We start from the raw sequence: 22,356 nt of genomic DNA on the forward strand, positions 1-22,356 counted from the left end.
TATACGTCACAATTTTAAGGTGCTGTGGCGCTGAAAAAATGAAGATTTAAGAGTTAGAAGTTGGGAGAGACGCGATTAATCGCGTCTGTACAAGAGTTAGGAGTTAGGTTTAATAACTCTTAACTTTTAACTCATCACTTTTCACTCTCTTGCCGTGCCGCTCTGGAATAGCTGGCAAATGTATTTTGCAATAAGATGGCGACAGTCATAGGACCAACACCACCAGGAACGGGGGTGATAAATCCTGCTATGCTAGCGGTTGATTTAAAGTCAACATCGCCAATTAAGCGGCTGTTGCCACTAGCATCGGTGACGCGATTCATTCCCACATCTACCACAACAGCGCCCGGTTTCACCATGTCAGCAGAGATCAGTCCAGGACGACCGACTGCTGCAATTAGAATATCAGCATTTTGGGTGATGGTTTTAAGGTCATGCGATCGCGAGTGAGCGATCGTGACTGTGGCATCAGCTTCTAATAGCATCAGCGCCATAGGTTTGCCCACCAAAATACTGCGTCCCACTACTACTGCCTGTTTTCCCTGCAAAGGAATCTCATATTCTTCTAAAAGCCGCATTACACCAGCCGGAGTGCAGCTACGTAAACCGGTTTCCCCCCGTACTAATCGCCCCAAGTTCACCGGATGCAGTCCATCAGCATCTTTATCGGGATCAATCTGATGTAGCAGAGTTACAGCATCCAAATGGTTAGGTAAAGGCAGTTGCACAAGAATGCCATCCACCCTTGCATCGTGGTTGAGTGCAGCAATTACCTCTTCTAACTCTCCAAGGGTAGTATGGGCGGGAAAATGCTTACCAAAAGAAGCGATACCAACTTTAGCGCAGGCTTTTTCTTTATTGCGTACATAAGCGGCTGACGCTGGGTTATCACCAACCATCAACACTGCTAAACCAGGGGGTCGTCCAATTTTTGGTTGTAATTGTGTAATAGCAACAGAAAGTTCTTGCTGAATTTTTGCAGCTAAAGCTTTACCATCAAGGAGTTTGGCAGTTTTTGTTTCCATGAAAATCCCAGCTATATTCGCTTATTGTCTAAAGTCCAAAGTGAAAAAATCGGTTCTTGAATCTTGACTTTCGACTATTATTGTGTTGCTGTTTGATGTCGTAGCGTTTCTCTCACAGTAAATCCATAATGTTTATTTTCTCAGATCAACGACGTTATCTGAAGAATAAAGGATTAAGGATGAAATCAAACATTTTTTGCTTTATGGGTCACGCCCAAGATTCTTTAAGGGTGCAGCTTTCTTGGGGAGCGGGGATGAAGCAGGGGTAAGGGGGAGAATAAGAAAATTACCTCTTTCTCCTCTGCTCCAAGCTTTGTGCCCCTCTGCCTCTTCCTTATGCCCAAAATAAATCGGTAGCTTTTATGCAACAAACAAGAAATTTATCTCTTTCGTTCTTGTACGGGCACAGTATTATTCCTTATCGCCTGGGGTTGACTTTTTTCCTAGTAGCGGGGCTTTGTAGTTGTGGTAACTTGACATCGCCTGGCTTGAGTGGAACTGGCTTAAAAATTGGTACAAATGTCACTCCAATTGGAGAAATTAAACCAAAACAAGACAATCAGGCTATAGTTTACATCCAAGGTCAGGTAGAAAAACAAGCTCCCATGATGAAACAGTGGGCTTATCAAATTAATGACTCAACTGGCAAAATTTGGGTTATCACCAATCAAAAGAATCTGGGTCAGGGTGCACAAGTGGTGATTAAGGGTAAAGTTCGCTACCGAAGTATTCCCTTAGCTGGCAAAGAATTGGGGGAAGTTTATTTAGAAGAAGAGTAATCAGTAATTAAAAATGAACATATGAACAATCATCAACAGGTGCATGTAGCGATCGCAATTCTCTACCAAAAAAACAAGTTTCTCATGCAACTGCGCGACAACATCCCCGGTATTCTCTACCCTGGTTACTGGGCGATGTTTGGCGGTCACATCGAACCTGGTGAAACACCAGATGTAGCAGTAAAGCGAGAAATTCTAGAAGAAATCGGTTATAATTTACCGCCTTTTGTTGAATTTGGCTGTTATCCCAACGAAAGAGTTGTTCGTCATGTCTTTCATGCACCACTCTTAGTGGAATTAAATCAACTGGTTCTTAATGAGGGTTGGGATATGGGGTTATTGACAGTAGAAGATATTCGTCAAGGAAACTGTTATTCACAAAATGCTGGCGAAGTCCGGCCTTTGGGGGCAATGCATCAGAGAATTATGCTGGATTTTATTGAGAAAAATCAACAGGCATAATTTGGGGATTGGGAAAGAGGCAGAGGGGCAGGTGCAGACGAGAGGAATTTTCCCCCTGCTCCCCTTTCATCCCCACTCCCCAATCCCTAGAAGCCAAAATAAAGTTAGAACTCTTATGGAGTAATCACTAATGCAATCAGCAAACAAACTGCCGCGATGGTTAACTATAGGATTGGCATTTCCCGTTGCCATTCTCAACGGCTGGCTATTGATCCAGGTTGTGCAGTATTTTCAACCCTTAGTTAGCATTATTGCCGCCGCCATCCTACTGGCTTTTGTATTGAACTATCCAATCCAGTTTCTTCAGGAACAAGGGGTGAAACGCAACTTAGCAATCGGGGGAGTGTTACTTTTGACTGTGGTGATTTTAGTGGCTTTAGGCATCACCTTGGTTCCCCTGATTATCCAACAGCTCAATGAGCTAGCTAATATTTTGCCCAGTTGGATTGATTCTGGTACTCAGCAACTGCAAGCTTTCCAGGATTGGGCGTTAAGTCAACAACAACTTCCGATTAATTTAAGTGGTTTATTTACTCAAGTTCTGGAACGATTATCTAACCAACTTCAGTCTTTCACTGGTAGAATTCTCGGTTTTGCTGTCGATACCATTGGTATTGTCCTCAACGTGCTGCTGGCGGTAGTACTAACTATTTACCTAATATTAAATGGCGAACGTCTTTGGGACGGAATTTTTCAATGGTTTCCCCATAACATTGGGTCAAGAGTGCGGGAATTACTGCGAGAGGATTTTCACAATTACTTCATTGGTCAAGCAACATTGGGAGCTGTGTTAGGGGTGACAATTACACTGGCGTTTTTGGCGCTGCGAGTTCCCTTGGCTCTACTTTTTGGCATTGGTATTGGCTTGTTTTCACTCTTCCCCTTTGGTACGGGGGTCGGTATCGCCATAGTAAGTTTGTTGGTAGCGCTGCAAAATTTTTGGTTAGGAGTGGAAGTCTTAGGTGTAGCTGTTGCGATTGACCAAGTTAATTCTAATTTTGTTGCACCTAGAATTCTTGGTAATTTGACTGGACTAAATCCCGTGTGGGTAGTGATTTCTTTACTGCTGGGGGCAAAATTGGGAGGAGTACTAGGTTTGTTAATTGCGATCCCTATTGCTAGTTTTATCAAGGATACAACAGATAGCTGGCGGGCTGGAGAGTTTAATAAGATAGTTGATATAGAGTCAGAACCTGTTGCGGTAAGTAGTGAGAGAGCAGGAACTTATAGCTAAAATACAATGATTCAAATTAACTAAAAAACTGGTGAGTTTGTCTATAAATGAACTGCAAAACTCTAATTTATGATGCCAACAAACAAGAAGCTATTACTTTAGGCATCAATAGTTTTCCCTAAAAATGGTAAAAAACTTGAGCGTAGGCATAGCCCGCACTTCTCTGCGAGACGCTGCGCGTAGCTTGCTTCCACTAAATGGTAAGCATGGTTCGACTCCGCTCACCAGCCGCTTAGAGACCACCGCAGGCATCGCTATTTACATATAATTAGGAAACCTGGTTAAACATCAATCAATGATGAAGCCATAATACAAAAGCATCATAAAATTCCTTGTCGTCAAGCTGATAACGATAGATGGAATACAATGTTTGCAGAAAATGACTGCAAAGGCCTACGCTGGAGAACTTAAGCAGTCAGTATTTTGAATAAATGAAAAGTTTTTTGAAACTTACCTTTGACAATGGGCAAACAGCATTAGCTACTCGAGTTGAGCAGCAAGCGGAATTGCCAAATGCTCTTAAGGAAATAGGGCTTGGCGGTTCGCGTCCTGTTTTAGTAGTAGTGGGGGGTGCAAGTAACATCAGTGAAGTTGATTTTCTCCGTATTCAACGGTTGTTTGTGGAAGATTTAGCCCCTATCGCTGAAACTTTGGGGGCTTATGTCGTGGATGGGGGTACGGATGCAGGAATCATGCGAATGATGGGTGCGGCTCGTACCCAGATAGGTGCTAAGTTTGCTTTGGTTGGTGTGGCACCCGAAAGCAAAGTGGCTTTATCTAATCATTCAGAAACTGCTGCTGATTTAACATTGTTAGAGCCAAACCATAGTCATTTTGTGCTAGTTCCCGGTAATAATTGGGGCGACGAGTCTCCTTGGATATCTCGCACTGCGACTGTGCTGGCCAATGGTGCACCTTCGGTAACAGTACTATTGAACGGTGGTGAAATTACCTTTCAGGATGCGTTTTCTAGCGTTAATACTGGAAGGTTAGTTATTGTGATTGCTGGTAGTGGTAGAACCGCAGATATACTTACAGATGCTTTGCGTGGAAAGGCTACCGATGAGCGAGCTAAAAAGCTAGCTAAATCTGGTACATTACAATACATCGACTTAATCGATATAGAGAGCGGAGTTGAGAATTTAGGCAAATTAATTAAGGATTTACTATCTAATTAGGAGTAAATAATGGTAAAAAAAGATAGTTATCAAGAGTTTTTAAAGGAAGATTTTAATAAGTTATTTGCGGGTATGAAGTTAGGCGATGTGCAAAAACATTTTTTGCGATCGCGCTGGTTAGACCAAGTCCTCTGGATGGAAGGTAAGGCAAATTCATCACGCGATCGCCATTATTTTTTGCGGATTACAACTATTATTGGTGGTGTAATTCTCCCGGCATTGGTGAGTCTAAACATTAACACTACAAATTTTAAAGTTAACAATATTGAAACTAGTACTAGAATCAGGGATGTCATTATCTGGTCAACTTTTGGTTTGAGCCAAATAGTTGCTATTAGTGCTGCCATTGAAGAGTTTTTTCATTATGGAGAACGTTGGCGACACTATCGCCGTACAGTTGAATCTTTGAAAACTCAAGGGTGGCAATTCTCGCAGTTAACAGGTCCATATCGGAATTATACAAGTCATGAAGAAGCATTTAATCTGTTTGCAGATCATGTAGAAGATATTATTCAGCGAGATGTGGAAATATATGCCACTCAAGTTATACAAGAAAAGAAAGAAGAAAAACAGAATCAGGAAGACTATATCCTTCTGCAAAATACAAAGACAACCAGTTTAGTAGAAAAGAAAGAGGAAGAATAACATCGACGAAACAATAGTTAGTTTCTAAAAATAATTTGTAATTGATAATAACACTCCTTCTATTCTCTACTACTGGCTGTGTCAAAAAAATGCTACACGAATGTTGCTAATATAATTTGTAATTGAATTAGTTGGGCATTGAGACCCCTACTAATTCAAGAGCACCAATTTGACCATTTGGTGGAGTACTTAAACCCAATAATTGCGAATTCCAAATTAGTGATTAGTTAAATAAACTCTCCCCCGTCAGATAAAAACATGAGGAGAGCTAGAACTAAAGTCCGGTAGGGTAATCGGGCTACTTAAGTTTTTATTATTTTTCGACTTTATCTTATTCCTCCTTAAGGCAGATAAATATCTGTTTTGAATTCGACGTTGGTAGCTTTTGAAAAAAAATCCCCATTGCTAGATAGAAATGAGGAAATATAAGTTAAAGTTCGTCAGGTGATCGGAATATCTGTTTATTTTGTCTTGATACTATCTTTCTCAATTCCTCCGTTAGATAGAGAAATATTCTATTAATATGTTCATCTATGTATTTATTGGCACTATAAGGTGAATTTGAAGAAAAATATAAAATTTTTAAGTATCTAGACGCAAATAATTAAAAGATATTTAGTGTCCGTCCAATTAGCTGGATAAAAAGCAATACGGTTCAGTTAGCGCCAAAAACCTTAAACTACGTAGGTCGGGTTGAGGAACGTAGACTCAAAGAGGCTTCCCGCAGGGTAACCCAACATTTCCAGGACTTTGTTGGGTTGCGCTTTGCTTAACCCAACCTAAAATTTTTGTTAACTGAACCGTATTGGGATAAAAAGACCTCTCCCTGGTTTTACCACACAAAACCGTCCCTCTCCGATTCGGAGAGGGACAGATTTGAACTTTAGTTTAAGGCAGGGAGAGATTCGTCGAATTCACGTTAATTGCGTGCTGTACTAGCTGTGTACCCCTACAAATTGCTGTTCACGCAATTGAAAACTGCCATAACTTAATCCTTTAAAATCTCGATTTCATCGAATTGATTAATCACCACATCCGCACCTCGGACATTATCTGACTTACCCACCCAAGTGATACCAATACAACCTGCGGCTTTGGCATTACGCGCCATTTGCATATCACCAACTGAATCACCCACCATCAATGTAGCGCCTGGCTCGACTCCCAAAGCTTGGCAAGCTTGCAAAAATAGCACTGGATCTGGTTTACTCGGCCCTTCATCTACTCCCATTTCCAACTGGATATAATCACTTAACTGGTGATTAGCGACAAAGTTTCGTACTTCTTTAGTTGTCGCAGCTGAAAGGATACCAAGTTTTAATCCGCCTTCCCGTAAGTATTTCAAAATTTCTAAGCTACCCACAAACAGTGGTGAAGGGGTTTGTCCAATGTATTTCTCCGCTTCATCTAAAGCTTGACGGGCTATTTTTAAGCACTCAAACCATCCTCTTCCAGTTTCAGCAATATATGCCGCAGCCGCAACTTCTGTTTCGCGGCGACTCGCTACTGATATTAAACCTGCGGGATCTAGAAGATTGCCATTGACGCCAAATGCCATTAATAGGGGTTCCCCAGTTCCAGGGATTTGAGCATCTATTAACCTTGCAGCCTTTTGTGCGATCGCTCGCAAATACGTTTCTGAATCTTCTAGAGTACCGTTTTTGTCAAACAAAATTGCCTGGATATTATCAAAAGTGATATTTCTACATTTAATGGTCACCACAATATTTCACCCCACTTATTTAGTTAAAAGTTAAAACCTAGGAGTTATTATTCCTAATTTTTAACTTCTACCACTCTTCACTTTTACCGATTCTCCACATAAAAAAAGAGGGAAAAACCCTCTTTATAAAATGATTTGATACTCTTACTTTAAGACAAGTAAAATTATAAAAAATCTATTACTCTTCAATAGCTGCTGGAATTTCTTCTTCAGTTTCTGTCGCTGCTGGAATTTCCTTTTCAATTTCCGCAACTACTGGAATTTCTTCTTCAAGTTCCGCTGCTGGTGGTATTTCTTCTTCAAGTTCTGCTGCTGGTGGTATTTCTTCCTCTGCTACAACTTCCACAGATGCCGCCGCCGCAGTAGCACCTTGCTGCTTGGCTAGTAGCTGTTCACGATACTTAGCAGCCATTTCTTCTGCTTTATCGTAGACCAAATCCCGGTTTTTAATCATGTCGCCGGGTTCGGGTTCTAGCTGCTTGGTAGATAGGGAAATCCGACCCCTTTCTGCATCCAAGTCAATGATCATAACTTTTACTTCATCATTGACATTGAACACGCTATGAGGTGTATCAATATGTTCGTGAGAAATCTCAGAGATATGCAGTAGACCACTGACGCCGCCGATGTCGATGAAAGCACCGTAGGGTTTGATCCCACGAACTGTACCAATTACTACTTCGCCGACTTCTAGGCGGTTCATCTTGCGCTCAACTAACGCCCTACGGTGAGATAGAACTAAGCGATTACGTTCTTCGTCCACCTCTAGGAATTTCAATGGCAGTTCTTCGCCGACCAATTCTTCTTTAGGTTTACGGGTACTAATGTGGGAACCTGGGATAAAGCCACGTAATCCCTCAATCCGCACCAATGCTCCACCGCGATTGGTTGCAAATACGCCAGAACGGACAGTAGCATCTTCTGCTTGTAGCTGTCGCACGCGTTCCCAAGCCCGCATATACTCAATACGGCGAATGGAAAGGGTTAATTGACCATCTTCGTTTTCATCGGTAAGGATGAAAAATTCCCGCGTTTCGTTTGACTGTAATACTTCTTCCGGGCTATCAACCCGGTTAATAGACATTTCTTGTATAGGTATATATGCTGCGGTTTTAGCACCAATGTCAATCAGAGCGCCGCGCGGCTCTATACTGAAAACTGTTCCTGGGACAACATCACCAGGGCTAAAATGGTAGTCGTATTTGTCAAGTAGAGCAGCGAAATCTTCGTGAGTGAATCCAATTTCTGTAGCGGTTAAATTCTGATTGACCATGCTGATTTGTTCCTGGTTCTAGTCTCCGTAAAGGTTGTGCGACAAGCGCGATGTGCTATGCAAGCATTTCTATGGCAGCTTACACAAAACATCCATTTTCATCCTAGCGCAGAAAAGCTAGTATTAACACATATCTACTCCCAAGATTGGAAATTATATCATAATATAAAAATGAATGGTTATTTACTTAGTAGTTAAAACCAATAAAGGACAAACACAATAATATCCGTTGCTACCACGAGTAGTAGCAACGGATACTAACTTCTTTAAATCAGCTTAAAGGTCTGGTAATAGGATCTACTTATCTTTTGGTTTCTCAAAACGAGGGGGTTCGCGAAATGCGATCGCAAAAAAGAGAGTACCTATACACAGAGTAAAAATCAAGATGTACGCGACGCTTTCCATATTACGGTTTCCTGCCTATCGAGCCAGTAATTTAAGTTACGAATGCTGTTAGCGGTAGCGGGGCGTTTAGCCCGTACTGAGTGCTGAATCAGAGCATTAACTCGGAACTCAGCACTCATAACTCAGCACTGAAAATTAGAGGGCTTCCTTCCGGCGGGTTGACTTGTCACCCACTTTCTGGAACAGACCCCACTCAACTTGCTCTTCTAGATCCGCATCAACACCAGCAAATACGTCTCGGTAGATTGTCCGAGCACCATGCCAGAGGTGACCAAAGAAGAACAGCAGAGCAAATACGGCGTGTCCAAAGGTAAACCAACCTCTAGGACTGGTGCGGAATACACCATCAGAGTTCAAGGTTTCTCGGTCAAATTCAAAGATTTCACCACCTTGAGCTTTACGGGCATACTTCTTCACATCAGCTGGCTCTGTAAAGGTTTTACCATTCAGATCGCCACCGTAGAAACTAACAGTGACACCAGATTGCTCGAAGCTATACTTAGATTCTGCCCGACGGAAGGGAATGTCAGCGCGGACAATTCCATCTGCATCAGTCAAAATCACTGGGAACGTTTCAAAGAAGTTGGGGAGACGACGCACGGTCAATTCCCGTCCTTCTGAATCTTTGAATACGGCATGACCTTGCCAAGACTGGGCAATGCCATCACCTTTCACCATTGGCCCTGTACGGAATAGACCGCCTTTTGCGGGGCTATTACCGACGTAATCATAGAAAGCCAGTTTTTCTGGAATCTGCGACCAAGCTTGATCAAGAGTTGCACCTTGAGAGACGCTTGTTTGGACACGACGCTGAATTTCTTGACGGAAGTAGCCTTGATCCCACTGATAACGGGTAGGGCCAAACAATTCGATGGGTGTGGCGGCGTTACCGTACCACATAGTACCAGCAACAACGAAAGCAGCGAAGAAGACTGCTGCAATACTGCTAGAAAGTACTGTTTCAATGTTCCCCATCCGTAGGGCTTTATAGAGCCGTTCGGGGGGTCTAACTGTGAGGTGGAATAAGCCTGCAATAATACCAACAACACCAGCGGCAATGTGGTGAGCCGCAATCCCACCAGGGTTATATGGGTTAAAACCATCTGGGCCCCATTCTGGTGCTACTGCCTGGACGGTGCCAGTTATACCATAGGGGTCAGAAACCCATATTCCCGGCCCAAATAGTCCGGTGAGATGAAAAGCACCAAATCCAAAACAAAGTAGACCAGATAAGAACAGGTGAATGCCAAACATCTTTGGCAAGTCTAGGGCGGGTTCACCAGTGCGAGGATCTCTAAAGAGTTCCAAATCCCAGTAAACCCAGTGCCATACGGCAGCTAGGAACAGCAAACCGGAAAGAACAATGTGAGCGGCAGCAACCCCTTCAAATGACCAGAAGCCAGGATCAGTTGATGGGCCACCAGTAACGTTCCAACCACCCCAAGATTGGGTGACGCCCAGACGTGACATGAACGGCAGGACGAACATTCCTTGACGCCACATCGGGTTGAGAACGGGATCGCTAGGGTCAAAAACAGCCAGTTCGTAGAGTGCCATCGAACCAGCCCAGCCTGCTACTAAGGCTGTGTGCATTAAGTGTACAGAAATCAGTCGCCCTGGATCATTCAGAACGACTGTATGTACTCGGTACCAGGGTAGTCCCATCGACTACGCTCCTCCTCGATGAGTTAGTTTACAAAGCAATTTTCTTACTGAGGTTCTGAGAGACGAAAGTCGTTACTCAGAAAACTCTCTCTTGTTTTTTGTTATTGCCAGAGCCAGAGTCTTACCACAGCTTAGTCTTATAAGTCAGACAGCGTGGGTGCTTTGGCAATGCTTACTCGCTTCGGGAGGTTTACCTTGTAGGGTAGCCATCGCCAAGCAAAAATGAGAATGTTTTAAAAAGTGTAACTATTGATGGAATTGTTTGCAAGCGTGTAAATTGATGCGATCGCGTAGCATGTCCAAGTTTTTTCGCTACCAAGACCTGTCACAGATTAAATTTGCTTATCTTTTCTTTACGAGGACGGTGGGAAATGGGGATGAAGCAGGGGAGTATACTTCGACTCCTTTCGACTTCGCTCAAGGCAAGTCGCTCAGTAACCGGGGAGCAGGGGGCAAGGGGGAAAATAAGAAAATCACCTCTTTCTCCTCTGCTCCCTGCCTCTTCCCAATGTCCAATGCCCTAATATCTACTGAACCACTAACTGGATATTTTGCAGTTGACACTTCGTCTCAGCTGTACCTAGGCGTTCGATTACCTGTTCGGCGCTCATCAAACGCTTGAGTACTACTTGACCTATGGTCTTACTGACAATCACTGGTGTTGTTGGCTTCACTTCCACGGTTAAAACAGCTTCTTCTACTCGATAAAGCCATAGCAATTCGTTTTGTTCAACTATACAAATATTCATTCGCTGAATATCTGGTTGGCGTCGCCATGCAGTTATTTGCCAGAGTCCATCAGATGCCCAGACTCTAGCAACTGCCCATCCCTCAGATAGAAAGAAATACTTCACGGTCTTAGTCTCACTATTAGACTTTCAATCTGCTGTTAACGATATCGCGATCGCTTTAGTCGCTGATGTACAAACACTTTTCTTTTTGACAATACAGCTGAACTTGGCGATCGCTGCTCTATCGATGTCTGTACCCAAGCAGCAACAGGCAAAGTCTTAATGTACACTACTTGGGCTAAGGTCAAAGTTTAACAGACCTATTTTCCTAGTAACTATAGAATTTACGACAAATTTAGCCAATGTTGAAAATCTTAATTAAATAAAAATTTTTCAGTACATAAAAAAGGTCAATTTTTGTATTTCTGTCAAGGTTTTTTTGTAACAAAATAGTGCAATCCTACAGTATGAATAAACTTAACTATGAAATTGAGTAGCCGCCACAAATTTTTGATTTAGATGCCTACAGAGTCATAATGTAAAATCAAGTTTTCTCTCATGTGGCTGTACAAGTTATGCTTTTTATACGTATATACTTAGCCGTAGGCATTGCCATTCAAAGCGCGTGTTCCATCAAATCAAGAACTACTATAAATTGTGAATGTTTAGCACAATAGTCATAAATGTAGTAAAATTGCTGACCGCTGGTATCAAAAATATAATTGCTATGACCTGGTTTTCCTTGTCTGTAAAACGGTGGGGTCGGATTACACAATTCCTATCTTTGTTCTGTCTATGTTTATTTTTGGTTGTTAGTTGTGCTCCTCGTCCACAAACAACTACGCCACCATCTGGTTCTGTAAATAGCCCTACAGGTGATGGTCGTATTACTATAGGTACAACAGCAAAGCCAAGAACTCTTGATCCAGCTGATGCCTATGAGTTAGCATCCTTAGGTTTGGTGTTTAATATGAGCGATCGCCTCTACACCTACGAACCAGGAAGCACAGAAATTAAGCCCCAGCTAGCCACAGCATTACCCAAAGTCAGTCAAGATGGCTTAACTTATACCATTCCCTTACGTCAGAGAGTAGTTTTTCACGATGGGACTCCCTTCAACGCCCAAGCAATGGCCTTTACCATCCAGCGCTTTATTGAAAATAAAGGAAAACCCTCTTTTTTACTAGGTGATATAGTAGATTCGGTAAAAAGTACAAACGAGTATGAGTTAACTATTAAGCTGAAAAAGCCCTTTGCAGCGTTTCCCTCACTGCTGGCGTTTCCTGGGGTGTGTGCAGTTTCACCAAAAGCTTACGAACTCGGTGCTGGTAAATTCAAGCCGAATATTTTTGTGGGGACTGGGCCTTACAAGTTAGGACAGTATGGTACTGATTCAATCCGATTTGATACGTTTGATAAGTATTGGGGAGAAAAACCAGCTAACAAGGGTGTTAACCTCCAAATTCAAACTAGTCCAGTTAATTTGTTTAATGCTTTCCGTACAGGCGCAATCGATGTAGCTTATCTGTCGCTACAGCCAGATCAAAATCGGAGCTTGGAAGAAGGTGCCAAAAAAGGTGATTGGCAAGCGATCGCTGCTCAAGGTAGCGTAGTAAGTTATCTGGTATTAAACCGGAATCAAAAGCCTTTAGATAAACCAGAGGTTAGAGCTGCGATCGCGTCAATAATTGACCGTCCACTTTTAAATCAGCGGGCCTTACTTGGTCAAGCAGATCCGCTTTATAGCATGATTCCTACGACGTTTAATGTTTCTGTGCCATTATTTAAAGATAAATATGGTGATGCTAACTTTGATCAAGCTAAAAAATTGTTAACTACTGCTGGTTTTTCCAAAGAAAATCCGGCAAAAGTACAAATTTGGTACCCTTCTAGTTCACCTACTCGTAGTTTGGCAGCACAGACACTCAAATCCCTTGTTGATGCCAAGATGGATGGAATACTGCAATTTGAAGTCAGTCAAGCAGAAGGACCAGCCTTTTTTAAAGACATTTCCAAGGGATTATATCCAGGAGCTTTACTTGATTGGTATCCAGATTTTTTAGACCCAGATAATTACGTCCAGCCGTTTTTGTCTTGTGATAAAGGTTCAGTTGCTAAAGGATGCGAAGATGGAGCCAGTCAAACTCAGGGTTCGTTTTACTATAGCGAAGTCATCAATAAACTGATTGATCGGCAACGCAAAGAACTAAATCCCGAAGCGCGTCAGAAAATTTTTACCGAAATCCAAACGCAAGTAGCTACTGATGTACCTTATGTTCCTTTATGGCAAAGCAAAGACTATGTATTTGCCCGAAATGGTGTGAACAGCGTACAACTTAACCCTACCCAAATTCTGGTTTATCAAAGAATTAAAAAGTAGTCATTAGTTATTGGTCAAAAGTCATTAGTCAATTGACTTTTGACTTTTGACTCTTAAATAAAATATTTCATGTTTAATATATTTCTAGTGAATAGCTAAGATAGTTCCAAAAACTGCATTTTTAATTTTAAACTTTGAATTGCTTATGTCTCGTTCTAAAGCTTTACAATATTACATTGTTTCTCGGTTGCTTCTCGCGCCTCTTCAGCTATTAACGATCATCACCATTGTATTTCTCTTACTAAGAGCAACACCAGGAGATCCAGCAGATGCAATTCTCGGTGGACGTGCGCCAGAAGCTGCTAAAGAAGAATTGCGAAAACAACTAGGTTTAAACCTTCCCCTCTGGCTACAGTACCTAAATTATTTGGGAAGCATACTGCGCTTTGACTTGGGAACATCTTTAATGAGTCGCGGACAGAATGTTTGGGACATAATTGGGCAATATTTCCCAGCGACGGTGGAGTTAGCAGTGTGTAGTATGGCGGTTGCACTCATCGTCGGAATTGCGGTTGGGACTCTTTCTGCCTCTCGTCCTGGGACATATTTTGATGTCGGTGGGCGCTTATTTGGGATCATCACCTACGCACTCCCCATGTTTTGGGCGGGAATGCTTTTGCAGTTGATTTTCTCAGTCCAACTGGGTTGGTTTCCTAATTCCAACCGCTTTCCGCCCAATCTTCCAGCGCCTACTCCTGTGACTGGATTGTATACAATTGACAGCTTACTCGGTGGAAATTTTACCCAGTTTTTCACATCTTTGCACCATCTTGCCCTACCGAGTCTCACACTAGGAATTTTGCTCAGTGGAATTTTTGAGCGAATTGTGCGAGTGAATTTAAAGCAAACCTTGCAAGCCGATTATGTAGAAGCAGCTAGAGCCAGAGGTATTGGTGAAAATAAGATTTTAGCCTCCCACGCTTTAAAAAATGCGCTAATTCCAGTGATTACAGTCTTGGGATTAACCTTTGCGTCTCTGTTAGGTGGGGCGATTTTGACAGAGGTGACATTTTCTTGGCCTGGGTTAGCAAATCGACTGTATCAAGCGATCGCTGATCGCGATTATCCCACAGTCCAGGGAGTGCTAGTCTTTTTTGGTGCGATCGTTGTGAGTGCCAGCATTTTGATTGATATTTTAAATGCTTATGTAGATCCGCGAATTCGATATTAAGCTGTTGGACATTTTGTTAAATTTCTTGAGAAATACCACTGGCTAAAATCCCAAGAATTTTGTTCACATCTTTGAGATAATATTCGCTTAAATCAATAGTCAATGTTTGTTCTTCTAGTTTCAGGAATTGCCAAATACTGCCCGTTGTGACTGCTCCGTAAATTGTTTTAATCTCGCTTGCAGCTTGCTCATTAAAAATTTGGGCTGCTACCATTTCCGCCGCACACTGACCTAAACCCCCATTAATATTTTCTTTTTTAGCTTCTACAACTGTAATTACTGGTGCTGTCAAAATGAGAATTTCTGGAGATTTAGTAATAATAAAATCGCAAGTGCCGTTTAATCCTTTGCTATTATCGACAGTAAAATCTACTCCAGAAAATAAACTAACTTGTTCGTGTAATTGTCGGCGTAAATCAACTAAAATTGGAGCAATAATTAACTCGGAACGAGCTTTTTCACTATTACTTCCTAAAGCGATATCCAGGTTATAGTTGAGTGTTTCTACAAGTAAGTTACTCGCTGTTAATTCAGAAACACCAGCGAAGATATTGCGTTTTTCTAATGTGCTTAAACTAAAGTCTTGTTTTGCTTTAGCTAAACTAAACTCGCTGTAAGCCATAAAACTATTACTCTCTTTCGCTTTTAAATAGAAGACTGAAATTACCGTCCAACATCCAAGTCAAAGTAGAAACCACCGTCAACAATTCTGTTGCTGCCAACATATTTGATAATAGGTATACTAACTCGGTGCTGTCCTGGCTTAAGCGTCAAAGTTTGTTGGAAATTACCAATATTATGACAAGCAGCATTAATCGGGAAGTTACTAGGAGTGAAAAGTCCATTTTTATAACTCTCAACTCCATTTGGAAACAGAAAAACTTTTACTTCTACTCGATTGACCGGAGCTTTCGATGGTATGCAATAGGTTAGATTTGATAATCTTAGAGTATCTCCAGCTTTTAGAGGTATGCGATCGCGATTTTTTACTTGCTGAGGTTCGTTGCTATTAAACTGCACTGTAAGATTATCAACGCATACTTTAGCCACAGTAACTTTATCACACGTTGTAGAAGTGGCGGTGACAGAGGGTAACTCTAGAGAAGGTTTGTTCCCAAGCCCCATAATGGCAGGCACTCCGGCAGCTGCTATGGTGGCAGTGGCAGCGATAAGAGCAAGTGCAAGCTGTTGTCTAAAAGTTGTCATTTCTCAAACTCCTCAACTTTTGTGCTGTAAAACCATCATCACTTGAGACACAGACTCTATAGGTAGGCGCTAGTAGGAAGCTTGAGTGATTAAATTGTTGTAAGGGAAAGTAGGCAAATGTAGGTTTGTAGGGTAAAGTATTACGCTAATAGCTGATTTTAAAATTTACTCTGCCAGTTCAAGTCAGTCGAATGAACTCAAAAGAAGCATTGGAATTCATTAATAATATGTTTGTAAAAAAGAATAAGCAAGTCTTAAATGACTTGGAAACCAGCCTCTTTTTAGGAATATGGCAGCATAAGAGTTACAAAGATATTGCTAGTCAGGTTGATTACAGCGAACAACATTTGAGAGAGGCAGGTGCAAACTTATGCAAAAAGATTACAGAAGAGATAGGAATAAAAGTTAGTAAGAGAAATTTTAAAAACCCAATAGAACATCAATATCAACAGCTTTATGCACAAGTTTTATCTTTACAAAAATCAATTGCAGAACCAACTAATTTAGCTCAACAAGATGAATCAGAGCCTACTTCCATTCCACAGCAAAATTATAATCCTTTTATTCCCCTACAAGGCAGAGTAAATCCGCAGCAGTTCTTTGCACGAGAACGAGAAATGCGACGCATATTTGAAGCATTTAACAGTGGTAGTAGTATTGCACTTATAGGCAAGAAGGGTCTCGGTAAATCCTCTCTGCTATGGAGAATTTGCCAACAAGTAAAAACTTTTGTTGAATCGCCTTGTCAAGCAGTATTTTTAGACTTGAATTTGGTTGATGATGAAGATGACTTCTACAGTGCTTTATGTAACGAAATTGGCATTCCTAACAGTAAAGGTCATATGCTAGCCCGCAATTTACGAAATTGTAGAATTATTCTAGCTACAGATAATGTAGGCAATATCACCTCAAAAGGGTTTTCTCGCCATGTGTTTGAACAACTGCGCGGTTTAGCAGAGGGGAGCGATCCTTTTTTTCGGCTGATTCTTGCTGCTCGTGTACCATTGAATGAATTGTTTAACGATAGTCACAATCAAGGTAATACATCACCGCTAGAAGGTATTTGTCAAGAAGAAAACATTGAACCTTGGGACGAAAATACTATCCGTGCTTTTATTGCATCTCGTCTAAGTATGACTTCTGTAAGTTTTACTAGGGAAGAAATAGAAGAACTTGTACAAGAAAGTGGTGGTCATCCCCAGCGATTGATGCAACTCTGCCATCAAACTTATGCCCAATATGTAGAATATCTACAATGAGCCAAAACCACTCTGTTCCTCGCTTAAACTTAGCTCCTAATCTTAGACAACCTTTGTCTTTATGGAATCCGTTGGACTATTTGCGGCTACTGTATTGGGTGTTTTTCTTTCCGCAAGCTTTGCAGTGGTATGTGGATACCTTCAGAAGTCAACAACGTTATAATCATATTCAACTTCAGTTAGCTATACAAAGTTGGCTATTAGTAATATTTAGTAACTATTTTCTCAATATTCTTCTTAAAAATACAAAGTTTCCATTTAATTGGCAGAGTGTCATAATAAGTGTATTTTTTAGTATAGGTTACTTAGGCAACTTTTTTTCTGACTTAGATCATCAAATAGAGAAAGTACACTGGCTTGGAAATTTTATAGGTTTAAATATAATGCTGGGCTGTGTTTTAAGTGTACTTCCTGGAAACATAGATGTTCTTATTAATACAGGCATAGATGAAATTAATCTATCCTTTAAAGCAGAAAATAATGTGGCTTTTGGTATATTATTTGGCCTAATGAATGGTGTCATTAGAAGTCTAGATTATAAAAATAATAATAATAATAAATTTAATTCTATCAGAAAATTAGTAAAAGTTTGGATTAGTCGTGTAGTTTTTATTTTTACAATAGTATTATTTTTTAGAATATCTCTCTTAAATATTATTGCAATAAGTTTAATAAATTTTTTTATAGCATTTTACATAGCAAATGACTTAGCAACGCATAGGCTAGATGATTGGCTGATTAATATTCTCCTATCTCAACTAATTCCTAGCAGAAAAAGCAGGCTAGTTGCTCATATAACTTCACTCAGACTTCCGCATCTATCACCTCAATTAACAAACTGGCTGCTGCATGATTGGGAAAGTGGCCTTTACAACATCAATCAAATTTTAGCTTACAGTCTCCAATTGTTCGTCGTTACTGAGGCTATTAATCGCGCCCTTGCAAAAACACCTCCAGAACAACTTTTATTACGCTTATCGCAGTTATCATCTGAACATCTAGAACAACTCCGCTATACTTGGGAAGGAAATCTAGAGTCATATTCAAACATCCGTTTTGATAGTCCATATCATGCTGCTTTATATGGTTTTTGGGAACTGTATAAAATTAATGACTATTGGGGTGAAGAATATAGAGAAAAGGGATGTCTTCAAGAGGCGATTAAAGCTTTTTATCAAGTTCGTTCTTGTCCTTACGGTGAGGAAATGTTGACTTTAACTCAAACCCTTGCTGCTTTTTTAGATGCTGATGAATTAGTAACTATTGCTATGCTTCAATCACCAGTAATTCCTCCAGCACCTCTACTCCGCTATAGTACTTGGGAAGCTCTTGATTATCTTGTTTCAATCATTCAGGATGCTCGTACCATCCAAAGAAGTGCATCTCCTGTATCCCGTTCTTTTGCTCTTAACCAAGCTTTGCAGAAGTTAAAAACTCTTTCAGAAAAGACTAATAGTTTACTTCAATATGCTGATATAAGAATAGTACAGTTAATTGCCAGTTCTTGGGAGAAATCTTTGCTACGAGTAGCTGAGAAGTTAAAGGAGAATTCAATTACTGAGCATGTACGTAATCCCTACATTGTAGGTAATCCAGTTGAGGGCAAGCGGTTTGTTGGGCGAGAAGACGTGATGAGACAGCTAGAGGAATTATGGATTATGGATCATCAACTCCAATCTGTAGTTCTCTATGGTCACAGACGCATGGGCAAAACCTCTATTCTAGTTAATGTTGCTAGCCGTTTAGAGTCAAAAATACAGCTAGCTTATGTTAACCTTCTACGTTTGGGAGATAGCCCCCAAGGAGTTGGTGAGGTGCTGATGGCAATTTGTGATGAAATTTCTCAAACTGTAAAACTTCCACCGCCAGCTGACACTGATTTACTAAATCTCCCCTACCGGACTTTTGAACGTTATTTAAAGCAGGTTGAAGCACAACTAGATGGTGGGTTAATCATCGCCTTAGACGAATTCGAGAAAATTGAAGATTTGATTGAAGCGAAAAAAATCCCTGTGGACTTTATGGGTTTTCTGCGAGGGTTAGTGCAAATGAGTTCTAAAATCGCTTTTGCTTTTGCTGGTTTGCACACCTTAGAAGAGATGACAACAGATTACTTCCAACCATTCTTTGCCAGTGTCATCCCCATCCATGTTGGCTTTCAAGAACGCGCAGCTACTCGCCAAATTTTAGCTAACCCAGGTGATGATTTCCCCCTCGACTACACTTTGGAAGCCTTAGATGAAATCTACGCCCTAACACATGGTCAACCATATTTAGTACAACTGCTGGGTTTTCAGCTAGTGCGCCGCTACAATAACTTTGTTTTTGAGCAAGGAAAACCCCGTGACCCAGTTTTCACGGTAGAAGATGTGGAAGTAGTTATCAATGAACCTGGGTTTTTCAAGCAGGGACGCTACTATTTTACTGGGGTTTGGGGTCAGGCAGCACGGAGTGTTGAGGGTCAACAAGCAATTCTACGGGTACTTGCACCTCACACGGAGGGGTTAAGTTTGGATGCCTTAGCTCAATCTACAAATATGAACAACGCCGATTTACAGGAAGCGCTGAATACTCTGAAGCGTCATGATGTTGTTGAAGAAACTCAGGGAAGCTGGCGGATTATCGTAGAACTTTTTCGGCGTTGGGTTTTGCAGCAGTAGAGTAAAGCAATACCTACGGCTAGCTACGTCTACGCATTTGGCATTTGTTATTTCAGCGTTCGCATTTGTTACTTCGGCGTTCGCATTTGCTATTTCGGCGTTCGCATTTGTTACTTCGGCGTTCGCATTTGTTATTTCGGAGTTCGCATTTGTTACTTCAGCGATCGCATTTGCTTGTTCGGCGACTCCATTTGCTTATTTGGCGATCGCATTCGCTATTATTGAGTGCTTATCTTCTTAAACTGCGCGGGTCAAGTGCATCTCTCAGCCCATCACCGAGTAGATTGAATGCTAGCACTGTGAGGATAATCAGCACAGCCGGCGGCCAAATTAACCAAGGTTGCAGTACCAAAATTGAAGCATTGCTTGCCAGAGAAAGCATATTGCCCCAAGAGGGGTCTGGTTGTTGAATTCCCAAACCGATAAGACTCAGTATCGCTTCTGCGCCAATAAAGCTGGGAATTGCAAGAGTAGCAGAGATAATTACATAACTAGCCGTTTGCGGCAAAACGTGGCGGAGGATAATATAAATTGGATTCCCGCCCATTGCGCGTGCCGCTTGAACAAATTCTCGCTCTTTAATTGATAATACTTGTCCCCGAATGACCCGTGCTAAACCAGCCCAGCTAATAACCGAAGTAATCACCACAATCAGCAAGAAGCGCTGGGTACTGCTTAAACCAGGTGGTAAAACTGCTCCCAAAGTCACCAAAAGATAAATACTAGGGAAAGTCATTAGTACTTCTGCCAAGCGCATAATGATGCTATCAGTCACACCGCCGAAATAGCCAGAAATTCCCCCAATGAGCAAACCGAGGGGATAGGTAATGATAATGCCAAAAATCCCGATAAACATACTGATGCGACCGCCATGCAGCAAGCGACTGAATTGGTCGCGGCCTTGGTCATCAGTACCCAAGATGTTGAACTTTGCGCCAGTTGTTGTGCCAAATAAATGCCAATTTAAGGGAATACCAGGAAAAATTGTGACTTCATCCCACTTCGGTGGTAATGGCAAACTCATCTGCAACAATCGGTATTCTGGCCCGGAGACAAATAGACGCAGAGGTGAAGGCTTTGTTGAGTCTACAATGAGTTGGCGATCGCCTGTTTCTAAATTAGTATCTCCCTGAGTCGTCGGATAAATATAGGGGCCAATAAACTGCCCTGACTGAGAAACCCAGTGGATCTTAGTTGGTGGCAACAGTGAACCATTAGGCTGTGAGGCATAGGGGTCATAAGGCGCTACAAAATCAGCTGCAATTACTGCTATGTAAAAAATCAACAGTAAAATTGCCCCAAATCGTGCCAAAGGATTTTTCTTCAGTCTTCGCCACCAATCCATAGTAGTTAGGAGTTATAAGTTATGAGCTATGAGTAATTAAGCTTTTATTTTAATTCATAATTCATCATTAATAGTTCTTAACTTCTAAGTCTGCCAATTTTGGATTTTGAATTTTAGATTGAAAGAAAAATCTAAAATCTAAAATCCAAAATTGAATAACTCCTAACTTCCAACTCCTAACTTCTCTAAATACCGCTGCTGTTCTTCCTGTTGTTTTTCATGTTCCACAACAAACACGTTTGAGTAGAGATTAGCAAGAATTTGTTTTCCCTGCTGTGTTAGTGATAAATAATGCAGTCCCTCTTGGATATAGGGATAGACGCCATTCCAGTAAAACTTAGCGTAGTTATTACGTAAATCGGCAGGAGTTTTATAGCCCAAAACTTTATTTACCCCAGTTTCTTCAAACTCGTAAAATAAAGAAGTAATTTTCTTCAGGTAACGCGGGTCGCTTAGTTGACCAATCAAATCAGCAGCACGTACTAATCCTGCAAAACACCTTGTATCTTGATGATCTTCTGCCGCAGGCACGGGAAATCTAGTCAGTTCAATATTGCTCTTAATTGCCTCAGCATCTATTAACTTGTGACCTCCAAAACGCTCATCAATAAAAAGCTTGGCTCTATCAACATGATACGGCGTCAGACTAGCATCAGAAGCGCCAGCAGCCACAGTAATCATTCTGCCATTTTTACCTGTGGCATATAAGTTTGCTGTTTCTCGGTCTTGCCGACAAACTCCCTTAACGTAGCCAATATCATGACACACTAAGGAAATAATACAATGCAACCAGTCTTCACTGGAAACACCGCCTTCTCTGATGTGTTTTCCACGTAAAATTTCTTGCCCCACCAGGGCGACTAAGACAGTGTGTTCAACATTGTGATAAAGGGCGTCACTATTGGCAATGTTTTCCAAAGCCATGTTACCAGCCCAGGCGATAATGTCCTGATAATCATTTTTAAAGCAGCCGTAGGTGCGACGGTAGCCTTCTCGAATTTCATTTACAAAGGCATCAATTAAAATTTCAGTTGCATTGAACATATCTGGTTACTCTGGTAAATACCAATTATTTATTGATTTGATTGATTTCAAAATTCCATAATCAGGGCCACCCTTGCTGGAATTTAGGGCAATGGAGTTTGAGTTTGCTCCTTTGTAACTCACGTGTCGCTGTGGACGCTAGCTTGACTTATACTTGGCTGACATGGTACT

General features: G+C 41.3%; 22 protein-coding genes. 10 read left to right on the forward strand and 12 right to left on the reverse strand.

The features are described 5' to 3' along the window. Positions 1-134: 134 nt before the first annotated feature. Positions 135-1,025 (reverse strand): bifunctional methylenetetrahydrofolate dehydrogenase/methenyltetrahydrofolate cyclohydrolase FolD, encoded by an 891-nt coding sequence (gene folD / locus RM347_RS21050; RefSeq protein ID WP_322715887.1) that lies wholly within the window; start codon positions 1,023-1,025, stop codon positions 135-137. A gap of 362 nt (positions 1,026-1,387) precedes the next feature. On the opposite strand from folD, the gene RM347_RS21055 reads away from it, so the two are divergent. The 6 genes from RM347_RS21055 (at position 1,388) to RM347_RS21080 (ending at position 5,323) form a co-directional block, all read left to right on the forward strand. Continuing rightward, positions 1,388-1,804 (forward strand): hypothetical protein, encoded by a 417-nt coding sequence (locus RM347_RS21055; RefSeq protein ID WP_322715888.1) that lies wholly within the window; start codon positions 1,388-1,390, stop codon positions 1,802-1,804. 21 nt (positions 1,805-1,825) lie between these two features. Beyond that, positions 1,826-2,266, forward strand: coding sequence for an NUDIX hydrolase (locus RM347_RS21060; protein ID WP_322715889.1), 441 nt, complete (start codon positions 1,826-1,828; stop codon positions 2,264-2,266). A 190-nt stretch (positions 2,267-2,456) separates the two neighbouring features. Further along, positions 2,457-3,500, forward strand: a complete 1,044-nt coding sequence (locus tag RM347_RS21065; protein ID WP_416211861.1) for an AI-2E family transporter — start codon at positions 2,457-2,459, stop codon at positions 3,498-3,500. Positions 3,501-3,624: 124 nt separating this feature from the next. Next, the gene (locus RM347_RS21070) at positions 3,625-3,768 is read left to right on the forward strand and encodes a hypothetical protein (protein WP_322715891.1); all 144 of its coding nucleotides are present in this window, start codon (positions 3,625-3,627) and stop codon (positions 3,766-3,768) included. A gap of 163 nt (positions 3,769-3,931) precedes the next feature. Then, positions 3,932-4,678, forward strand: coding sequence for a hypothetical protein (locus RM347_RS21075; RefSeq protein WP_322715892.1), 747 nt, complete (start codon positions 3,932-3,934; stop codon positions 4,676-4,678). A gap of 9 nt (positions 4,679-4,687) precedes the next feature. Further along, positions 4,688-5,323: a DUF4231 domain-containing protein gene (locus RM347_RS21080; RefSeq protein WP_322715893.1), complete on the forward strand. Its 636-nt coding sequence runs from the start codon at positions 4,688-4,690 to the stop codon at positions 5,321-5,323. A gap of 988 nt (positions 5,324-6,311) precedes the next feature. On the opposite strand, the gene RM347_RS21085 is transcribed toward RM347_RS21080, so the two are convergent. From RM347_RS21085 to RM347_RS21115, 7 genes are all read right to left on the reverse strand, one after another. Next, positions 6,312-7,046: an HAD family hydrolase gene (locus RM347_RS21085; RefSeq protein ID WP_322715894.1), complete on the reverse strand. Its 735-nt coding sequence runs from the start codon at positions 7,044-7,046 to the stop codon at positions 6,312-6,314. A gap of 178 nt (positions 7,047-7,224) precedes the next feature. Continuing rightward, positions 7,225-8,319, reverse strand: a complete 1,095-nt coding sequence (locus RM347_RS21090; protein WP_322715895.1) for a 30S ribosomal protein S1 — start codon at positions 8,317-8,319, stop codon at positions 7,225-7,227. A 297-nt stretch (positions 8,320-8,616) separates the two neighbouring features. Further along, positions 8,617-8,724: a photosystem II reaction center protein T gene (locus RM347_RS21095; RefSeq protein WP_084227385.1), complete on the reverse strand. Its 108-nt coding sequence runs from the start codon at positions 8,722-8,724 to the stop codon at positions 8,617-8,619. Further along, positions 8,700-8,843, reverse strand: a complete 144-nt coding sequence (locus RM347_RS21100) for a hypothetical protein (protein WP_322715913.1) — start codon at positions 8,841-8,843, stop codon at positions 8,700-8,702. Before RM347_RS21100 ends, RM347_RS21095 begins: the two co-directional genes overlap by 25 nt. 16 nt (positions 8,844-8,859) lie before the next feature. Continuing rightward, entirely contained in the window at positions 8,860-10,389 is a 1,530-nt protein-coding gene (gene psbB, locus RM347_RS21105; protein ID WP_322715896.1) for a photosystem II chlorophyll-binding protein CP47, read from the reverse strand. Between the two features lie 527 nt (positions 10,390-10,916). Next, entirely contained in the window at positions 10,917-11,243 is a 327-nt protein-coding gene (locus RM347_RS21110) for a hypothetical protein (protein WP_322715897.1), read from the reverse strand. Positions 11,244-11,278: 35 nt separating this feature from the next. Then, the gene (locus RM347_RS21115; RefSeq protein WP_322715898.1) at positions 11,279-11,428 is read right to left on the reverse strand and encodes a hypothetical protein; all 150 of its coding nucleotides are present in this window, start codon (positions 11,426-11,428) and stop codon (positions 11,279-11,281) included. Between the two features lie 419 nt (positions 11,429-11,847). Here RM347_RS21115 and RM347_RS21120 point away from each other — a divergent pair, with 419 nt between their 5' ends. Both RM347_RS21120 and RM347_RS21125 read left to right on the forward strand, forming a co-directional pair. Further along, positions 11,848-13,500, forward strand: a complete 1,653-nt coding sequence (locus RM347_RS21120; protein WP_322715899.1) for an ABC transporter substrate-binding protein — start codon at positions 11,848-11,850, stop codon at positions 13,498-13,500. 145 nt (positions 13,501-13,645) lie between these two features. Next, positions 13,646-14,671 carry an ABC transporter permease gene (locus RM347_RS21125; RefSeq protein WP_292714796.1) on the forward strand — a complete coding sequence of 342 codons (1,026 nt, stop codon included), beginning with the start codon at positions 13,646-13,648 and terminating at the stop codon, positions 14,669-14,671. A gap of 16 nt (positions 14,672-14,687) precedes the next feature. Here the strand turns inward: RM347_RS21125 and RM347_RS21130 are convergent, their stop codons facing one another. Further along, on the reverse strand, positions 14,688-15,293 hold the full coding sequence (locus RM347_RS21130; RefSeq protein ID WP_322715900.1) for a hypothetical protein: 606 nt from the start codon (positions 15,291-15,293) through the stop codon (positions 14,688-14,690). 41 nt (positions 15,294-15,334) lie between these two features. After that, positions 15,335-15,877, reverse strand: coding sequence for a hypothetical protein (locus tag RM347_RS21135; protein WP_322715901.1), 543 nt, complete (start codon positions 15,875-15,877; stop codon positions 15,335-15,337). A 191-nt stretch (positions 15,878-16,068) separates the two neighbouring features. Between RM347_RS21135 and RM347_RS21140 the strand changes: the two genes are divergently transcribed. Beyond that, a complete protein-coding gene (locus tag RM347_RS21140; RefSeq protein ID WP_428850588.1) occupies positions 16,069-17,136 on the forward strand; it encodes a hypothetical protein in 1,068 nt (355 codons plus the stop codon). 905 nt (positions 17,137-18,041) lie between these two features. After that, a complete protein-coding gene (locus RM347_RS21145; protein WP_428850589.1) occupies positions 18,042-19,796 on the forward strand; it encodes an AAA family ATPase in 1,755 nt (584 codons plus the stop codon). A gap of 229 nt (positions 19,797-20,025) precedes the next feature. On the opposite strand, the gene RM347_RS21150 is transcribed toward RM347_RS21145, so the two are convergent. After that, positions 20,026-21,141: an ABC transporter permease gene (locus RM347_RS21150; RefSeq protein WP_322715904.1), complete on the reverse strand. Its 1,116-nt coding sequence runs from the start codon at positions 21,139-21,141 to the stop codon at positions 20,026-20,028. A 162-nt stretch (positions 21,142-21,303) separates the two neighbouring features. Beyond that, entirely contained in the window at positions 21,304-22,185 is an 882-nt protein-coding gene (locus RM347_RS21155; protein WP_322715905.1) for an Npun_R2479 family HD domain-containing metalloprotein, read from the reverse strand. Positions 22,186-22,356 lie beyond the last annotated feature (171 nt).

The organism is Nostoc sp. ChiQUE02, assembly GCF_034531305.2.
Lineage (GTDB): Bacteria > Cyanobacteriota > Cyanobacteriia > Cyanobacteriales > Nostocaceae > Nostoc.

Coding starts and splice junctions, on each gene's coding strand:
- folD (WP_322715887.1), bottom strand. CDS start 1,025: ATGGAAACAAAAACTGCCAAACTCCTTGATGGTAAAGCTTTAGCTGCA.
- RM347_RS21055 (WP_322715888.1), top strand. CDS start 1,388: ATGCAACAAACAAGAAATTTATCTCTTTCGTTCTTGTACGGGCACAGT.
- RM347_RS21060 (WP_322715889.1), top strand. CDS start 1,826: ATGAACAATCATCAACAGGTGCATGTAGCGATCGCAATTCTCTACCAA.
- RM347_RS21070 (WP_322715891.1), top strand. CDS start 3,625: ATGGTAAAAAACTTGAGCGTAGGCATAGCCCGCACTTCTCTGCGAGAC.
- RM347_RS21075 (WP_322715892.1), top strand. CDS start 3,932: ATGAAAAGTTTTTTGAAACTTACCTTTGACAATGGGCAAACAGCATTA.
- RM347_RS21080 (WP_322715893.1), top strand. CDS start 4,688: ATGGTAAAAAAAGATAGTTATCAAGAGTTTTTAAAGGAAGATTTTAAT.
- RM347_RS21090 (WP_322715895.1), bottom strand. CDS start 8,319: ATGGTCAATCAGAATTTAACCGCTACAGAAATTGGATTCACTCACGAA.
- RM347_RS21095 (WP_084227385.1), bottom strand. CDS start 8,724: ATGGAAAGCGTCGCGTACATCTTGATTTTTACTCTGTGTATAGGTACT.
- RM347_RS21100 (WP_322715913.1), bottom strand. CDS start 8,843: ATGAGTGCTGAGTTCCGAGTTAATGCTCTGATTCAGCACTCAGTACGG.
- psbB (WP_322715896.1), bottom strand. CDS start 10,389: ATGGGACTACCCTGGTACCGAGTACATACAGTCGTTCTGAATGATCCA.
- RM347_RS21120 (WP_322715899.1), top strand. CDS start 11,848: ATGACCTGGTTTTCCTTGTCTGTAAAACGGTGGGGTCGGATTACACAA.
- RM347_RS21125 (WP_292714796.1), top strand. CDS start 13,646: ATGTCTCGTTCTAAAGCTTTACAATATTACATTGTTTCTCGGTTGCTT.
- RM347_RS21130 (WP_322715900.1), bottom strand. CDS start 15,293: ATGGCTTACAGCGAGTTTAGTTTAGCTAAAGCAAAACAAGACTTTAGT.
- RM347_RS21135 (WP_322715901.1), bottom strand. CDS start 15,877: ATGACAACTTTTAGACAACAGCTTGCACTTGCTCTTATCGCTGCCACT.
- RM347_RS21140 (WP_428850588.1), top strand. CDS start 16,069: ATGAACTCAAAAGAAGCATTGGAATTCATTAATAATATGTTTGTAAAA.
- RM347_RS21150 (WP_322715904.1), bottom strand. CDS start 21,141: ATGGATTGGTGGCGAAGACTGAAGAAAAATCCTTTGGCACGATTTGGG.
- RM347_RS21155 (WP_322715905.1), bottom strand. CDS start 22,185: ATGTTCAATGCAACTGAAATTTTAATTGATGCCTTTGTAAATGAAATT.